Raw genomic sequence first — 6,317 nt, 5'->3', positions numbered from 1 at the left:
GTCGCGCGCGTCATCCGCGTTCGGGCGCGGCACCCGCGTTGCCGGGCCCGACCTCGTCGGGTCACCGCGCAGCGGACTCAGCGCGCGGCGCGGCGCAGCCGGCGGCGCTCCCGGCCGCCTTCGACGACCAGGTAGAGCGCCGGCAGCACCACCAGGGTGAGCACCGTCGACGAGACCAGGCCGCCGATGACCACCAGGGCCAGCGGCTGGGAGATGAAACCGCCGTGCCCGGTGAGGCCGATCGCCATCGGCAGCAGCGCGAAGATCGTGGCGAGGGCGGTCATCAGGATCGGGCGGAGGCGGCGCGAGGCTCCGTGCACGAGAGCGTCGAAGACGCTCTGCCCCCGGCGGCGGTACTGGTTGACGAGGTCGACGAGCACGATGGCGTTGGTCACCACGATGCCGATGAGCATCAGCACGCCGATGAGCGACGCCACACCGAGCGGGATGCCGGTGATCACCTGCAAGGCGATGGCGCCGGTCGCCGCGAACGGCACGGAAACGAGCAACAACAGTGGCTGCAGCAGCGACCGGAACGTGGCGACCATCACGATGTAGACGATCAGGATGGCCACGAGCATGGCTATGCCGAGCTGCTGGAAGGCATCGGTCTGGTCGGCGGAGACGCCGCCGAGGGTCGCGGTCGCGCCGGTGGGCAGATCGGTGTCGGCCAGCGCGGTGGACACCTGCGCGGAAGCGGTGCCCAGGTCATCGCTGCCCGGCGTCGCTGAAACGGTGGCGGTGCGCAGGCCCTTGGTGGTGGTGAGGGTTGACGGCCCGTCGACCTGCTCGACGATGGCCAGGGTGTCCAGCGCCACCGGGCCGGTAAGGGTGGGGATCTGCAGGTCGGCGAGCTCGGCGGTGGTCGCCGGGGACGATTCGGACTGCAGATAGACCGACAGGGACGCCTCATCGATGGTGATCGAGCCGATGCTGCTCGGCTGCATCGCCTGCGATACCAGGGTGCCGAGCGCGAGTTCGCTGAGACCGGCGCGGGCGGCCTTCGTACGGTCGATCGTCACGGCCACATACGGACGCGAGGCGGCCAGGTTACTGGTCACCTGGGTGACGGCGTCGAGGTCGCCGACGGCGGCGAGGATGTCGTCGGACGCCGACTGCAGGTCGGCGCCGGAGGCCGCCGTGATGTCGATCTCGATGTCGGTGGAGCCGAAGCCGCCACCGCCGGAGGAGACCGTGATCTCACCGGCGTCGTCGACGCCGTCCAGCTGGTCGCGCACCTCGGCCTGCACGGCATCGGAATCGGCGGAGTCGTCGGTGGTGACCGAATACGTGACGGTGCTGGAGGACGAGCCCCCGCCGGAGAACGCGGCGAACGCACTGCCACCCCCGATGGAGACCTGCACGATGCTCACGCCGTCGACACCGCGAACCGTGTCTTCCACCACGGTGGACGCGGCGTCCTGAGCGGCCAGGCTGGTGCCCACCGGAAGTTCCTGGCTGACCTGGAAGGTGGACTGCCCGGTGGAGCCGAGGAAGTTGACCTTCATGAACGGCAGCAGGGCAACGGTGCCGGCGAGGACCAGGGCGGCGAGCAGCAGGGTGGCCACGTAGTGCCTGAGGGTCCAGCGGATGATCGGCAGGTAGCCCTTCTGCAGCCGGCTGGGCTGCTCGCGGGCATCGCGTTCGTCGAAACCGTCGGCGTCCGGGGCGGCGTGCCGGTTGCGGGCGCCCGCCGGGGCCGTGCTCGTGGCGGCGCTGGGCAGTCCGGCATCCGTCGCCGCGGCCGGCAGTGCTGCCGGGGTCACCTCGACAGCGGGGGCCGGCTCCTCGGCGGGGGCCGACTTCGGCGCCCGCAGGAACCAGTAGGCCAGCACGGGAACGATGGTGAGCGAGACGAGTAGGGACGCCAGCAGCGCGATGGTGACGGTGAGCGCGAACGGCCGGAACAGTTCGCCGGTGGAGCCACCGACGAACGAGATCGGCAGGAACACCGTGACGGTGGTGATGGTGGACGCAGTGATGGCGCCGGCCACCTCGCGCACCGCGCGCACGATGGTCTCGGAGCGGTCTGCTCCGAACACCAGGTGCCGCTTGATGTTCTCGATCACGACGATGGAGTCGTCGACGACCCGGCCGATGGCGATCGTGAGCGCGCCGAGAGTGAGGATGTTCAGCGAGTAACCCACCGACTGCAGGCCGATGAAGGTGATCAGCACCGAGGTGGGGATGGAGATGGCCGTGACCAGGGTCGCGCGCACCGACAGCAGGAAGACCAGGATCACCAGGACCGCGAAGACGAGCCCGAGGATGCCTTCCTGGGTGAGCGCGTCGATGGACTCCTGGATGAACGGGGCCTGGTCGAAGACCACGGTGAGGGTGGTGCCGGGCACGGCGTCCTCGAGCTGCGGCAGGATGGCGCGCACGGCGGTGGAGACGTCGACGGTGTTCGCGGCAGGAACCTTGGTGACAGAGATCGTGAGGGCGGGTTCCCCGTCGACGCGGGAGATGCTGGTGACGGGATTGTCGACAAGGACGACCTCGGCGACGTCGCCGATCGTCGCGGGGTCGGTGGCGGTCGGCCCGGTGGGCAGGGTGGTGGGCAGGGTGGTCGGTGCGGCGTTGAGCAGCGGCAGGGCCGCGATGTCCTCGGCGGAGCTGAGCTTCGTGCCGGCCTGGACGGACAGGGTCTGGTCGTTCTGGGTGAGGGAGCCGGCCGGGATGAGCGACCCGTTCTGCTGCAGGGCGTCCCGGATGGCGGTGCTGCTGAGCCCGCGGGCGGTGAGCGCTGCGGCATGCGGGGTGATGGTGACGCGCTGGCCGATGTCACCGACGAGGGCGGCGTCGCGCACCCCCTCGATGTCGCGGATGTCGCCGAGAACGCTGCGGGTGAGCTGGTCGGCGACGGTGTCGGTGTCGCCGCCGGACACGGCCAGGGAAAGCACCGGGAAGTCATCGATGCTGCCGCTGATCACCTGCGGGTCCAGGTCGGCCGGCAGGGTGGTTTTGATGCGGTTCACGGCCTGGCTGACCTTGGACTCGGCCTTGACCAGGTCGGTGCCGTAGGTGAACGTGGCGTTGACCAGCGACGAATCGGTGCTGCTCGTCGTGGAGGTCGTCTCCAGGCCCTCGATGCCTTGGATCGCGGTCTCGATCGGCGTGGACACGTCGTCGTTGACGACCTCGGGCGAGGCGCCGGGGTAACTGGTGGAGATCAGCAGGGTCGGCAGCTGCAGGGACGGGATCAGCTCCTGCTTGAGGCTGGTCAGTGCCAGGCTGCCGAAAATCGCCGCAACGATGGTGATGAGCGCAATGAGCGCCCGGTTCTTCATGCTCAGTACCGAGAGAAAATACACCCGATCAGTATCTCATTGCAGGGTCTGCAGGCTTCGGCAGGATGCGGCAGCGACGTGACGGTCTCGTTACGGTTACACCACGTCGGCGAGGTAGCCGGTGTCGGGCAGCGGATGCCGCAGCAGCGACTCCCAGGCCAGCGCGAGCGCGTCCAGCGCACGGGGCATCTCCTCGGGGCCGTAGCAGAACGGGATGCGCAGGAACCTCTCGAATGCGCCGTCGGTGCCGAACTGTGGCCCGGCAGGCAACAGCAGGCCCTGGGCCCTGGCGGCCAGGGCGAGTTGGGAACTGACCGGACTGGCGAGATTGACCCACAGGGTGACACCGCCGTCGACGAGGGGCACCTGCCACTCCGGGAAGCGTTCGGCCAGGCCGGCGACCAGACTGTCGCGCCCCGCGCGCAGCAGCGCGCGGCGGGACTCGAGGATTGCGGGCAGCTCGGCCAGCAGCCGGACGACGATAAGCTGCTCGAGCACCGGCGTGCCGAGGTCGTTGACGAGGCGGGCGGCTGCCAGCTTGCGGATGAAGCCGGGGTCGGCGCGGATCCAGCCGACCCGCAGGCCGCCCCAGACGCTCTTACCCACCGACCCGACGGTGATGGCCAGGTCGGGCCTGGCCGGGTCCGCCGATGCCGCGAACGGCGGGTACTCGCCCGCCCGGTCGATGTCGAGCTCACCGATGGTCTCGTCGTTGATGAGAACGGTGCCCTGCCGGGCTGCGGCCGCCAGCACCCGTTCGCGCTGCGCCACGGGCATGCTCTGCCCGGTCGGGTTCTGGAAGTCGGGCATCAGGTAGCCGAGCACCGGGTTGCTGCGATCCAGGGTCTGCAGCAGGGCGGACTCGTCCCAGCCCGCATCGGCACCGGGCAGCGCGGCCGTCACGGACACCGGCATCAACCGGCCGCCCGCGGCACGCAGGGCTTCGGAGGCGTGCGGATAGGTGGGCGTCTCGATGAGCACGCGGTCGCCGCGGCTGACCAGCACCCGGGCGAGCAGGGCGATGGCGTGCTGCGCGCCGACGGTGACCATGATCTGCTCGGGCTCGGTGGGCAGCCCTCTGGCGCGGTAGCGTTCGGCGATGGCCCTGCGCAATTCCGGGATCCCGAGCGGTTCGAACCCGGAGCCCCCCAGTTGCCCCGGCAGGTCGGCCGCGGCGAGCGCTGCCACCTCCGCCAGGCCGGGCCAGGCCGGCAGGACCGCCTTGCCCAGGTCGAGCACGGCCACCGCGCCCGCGGCCTCCGCGGCGGCCGATATGCCGGGCAGCCGGGTCTGGCTGCCGGAGCCCTGCACGCTGACGAGGAAGCCCGCGTCCCGCAGCTCGCGGTACGCCGCCGTCACCGTGGTACGGCTGAGGCCGAGCCTGGTGCCCAGATCCCGCTCGGCGGGCAGGCCGCTGCCGCCGGGAATGCGTCCGTCCAGGGTGAGCAGACGGATGCGGTCGGCGAGCGCCCGGTACGCGGGGCCGCTGGTACGCCACTGGCCCAGCAGGCTTTCCAGCCCCCGGGCGGACAACTGATGGGATGGCATAAAGCCACTGTAGGCCGATTGGCTTCTTGTTTACAGCCCGCGGGTAGAATTGGATTGCTTTCATGACACGTCACCTCGCCCAGCTCCTCATTGGCCTTTTCCTGTATGGAATCGGCATCGCGCTCATTGTGCGCGGAGCCGTCGGCGTGGCCCCGTGGGAGGCCCTGACTCAGGGCATCGACCTGCACGTCCACCTGGGCTTCGGCGTGATCACGACGATCACCAGCGTGTTCGTGCTGCTGCTCTGGATCCCGCTTCGGCAGCGCCCCGGCATCGGCACCGTGCTCAACGCGGTGCTCGTGGGACCGGCGGCGGATGTCGGCCTGTGGCTGGTGCCCGCCGGCCTCGACCTGTGGCTACGGGTGCTGCTCTTCGCTGCGGGGCTGGTGCTCCTGGCCGTGGCGTCGGGCATTTACATCGGTGCGGGTCTGGGACCCGGTCCGCGGGACGGTCTGATGACCGGGCTGCACGCTCGAACCGGGTGGAAGATCTGGGTCGTGCGCACCGGGATCGAGGGTGCCGTGCTCAGCGTCGGTTGGGCCCTCGGCGGCAATGTGGGTCTGGGCACGGTGGCCTTCGCCCTGTTGGTCGGTCCGCTCTGCCAGTGGACGCTGCCGCTGTTCGCCCGCCCGGAACTCCACAGCGGCCGGATGGTCGCCGCGGCGCCCTCAGCCGCCTGAGCCGGCCCGGGGCTGTCCCGCGGGGCCTGGCCGGTTACAGGTGCTCGTCGGCGTAGTGCGCGAGCGCGTCCCGCACGAAAGCCGCGCCGGCCGGGCCGCCGTAATCGGCTCCGAACCGGTCGTCGGCCACGTACATCTCGCCAAGGCCCCGCACATAGTCCGCGGCCAGGTGCCCGTTTTCGCGCGGCAGGCCGGGTACCGCGCCGAGCCACCGCACGTGGCGGCGGGCCAGTTGCTGCCCCTCGGCGCCGGCCGGGTCGACCCGTCGGGTCACGGCGTCCGCCCAGTCGGCCTGGAGCGCCCGGGTGGCGGCCCGCCACTCCTTCCGTTGCGCGGTGGTCATGCTGCGCCACCACTCGTCAGAGTTTCTGTAGGCGTCTGCCCCCCAACGCTCAACGACCTCCTCCTTGTACTGGGTGTGGTCGAAGCCGTCGAACATCTGATCTGCCATGAGTTGGTCCTCTCCTTCTAATGTGGTGATGGTGGTCTGCACCGACCGGATCTGCCGGTCGAGGCGCTGTTGTTCCTGTTCGAGCCAGCCCAGGTGCTCCCGGAGGGCCGCCGTCTCGTCGACCTCACGGTCGAGCACCAGCCGGATGGCGGGGAGCCCGAGGCCGAGGTCGCGCAGCAGCAGGATGCGCTGCAGCCGCACCAGCGCCCGGTCGTCGTAATAGCGGTACCCGTTCGTCCCGATCCGGCTCGGCGGCAGGAGCCCTTCCGCACCGTAGTGGCGCAGGGTACGGCTGGTCGTTCCGGCGAGCCGGGCGACGTCCTGGATCGAGTGATCCATGTCCTCCCC

4 protein-coding genes are annotated in these 6,317 nt (G+C 70.3%); 1 reads left to right on the top strand and 3 read right to left on the bottom strand.

Annotated features, from left to right (window positions below; genetic code table 11):
* Positions 1–77: 77 nt before the first annotated feature.
* Together JWP54_RS10920 and JWP54_RS10915 are read right to left on the bottom strand one after the other, a co-directional pair.
* The gene (locus tag JWP54_RS10920) at positions 78–3,314 is read right to left on the bottom strand and encodes an efflux RND transporter permease subunit (RefSeq protein WP_297371712.1); all 3,237 of its coding nucleotides are present in this window, start codon (positions 3,312–3,314) and stop codon (positions 78–80) included.
* A 72-nt stretch (positions 3,315–3,386) separates the two neighbouring features.
* A complete protein-coding gene (locus tag JWP54_RS10915; RefSeq protein WP_297371709.1) occupies positions 3,387–4,838 on the bottom strand; it encodes a PLP-dependent aminotransferase family protein in 1,452 nt (483 codons plus the stop codon).
* A gap of 62 nt (positions 4,839–4,900) precedes the next feature.
* On the opposite strand from JWP54_RS10915, the gene JWP54_RS10910 reads away from it, so the two are divergent.
* A complete protein-coding gene (locus JWP54_RS10910) occupies positions 4,901–5,518 on the top strand; it encodes a hypothetical protein (RefSeq protein ID WP_297371706.1) in 618 nt (205 codons plus the stop codon).
* A 34-nt stretch (positions 5,519–5,552) separates the two neighbouring features.
* On the opposite strand, the gene JWP54_RS10905 is transcribed toward JWP54_RS10910, so the two are convergent.
* A complete protein-coding gene (locus JWP54_RS10905; RefSeq protein ID WP_297371703.1) occupies positions 5,553–6,308 on the bottom strand; it encodes a MerR family transcriptional regulator in 756 nt (251 codons plus the stop codon).
* Positions 6,309–6,317 lie beyond the last annotated feature (9 nt).

Source organism: Cryobacterium sp. (assembly GCF_025463825.1).
Taxonomy (GTDB): domain Bacteria; phylum Actinomycetota; class Actinomycetes; order Actinomycetales; family Microbacteriaceae; genus Cryobacterium.
This window is presented reverse-complemented; position numbering and strand designations above follow the sequence as displayed.

Bases quoted from the DNA above. Each gene is read 5' to 3' on its own strand.
- JWP54_RS10905 (WP_297371703.1), bottom strand. From the start codon at position 6,308: ATGGATCACTCGATCCAGGACGTCGCCCGGCTCGCCGGAACGACCAGC.
- JWP54_RS10910 (WP_297371706.1), top strand. From the start codon at position 4,901: ATGACACGTCACCTCGCCCAGCTCCTCATTGGCCTTTTCCTGTATGGA.
- JWP54_RS10915 (WP_297371709.1), bottom strand. From the start codon at position 4,838: ATGCCATCCCATCAGTTGTCCGCCCGGGGGCTGGAAAGCCTGCTGGGC.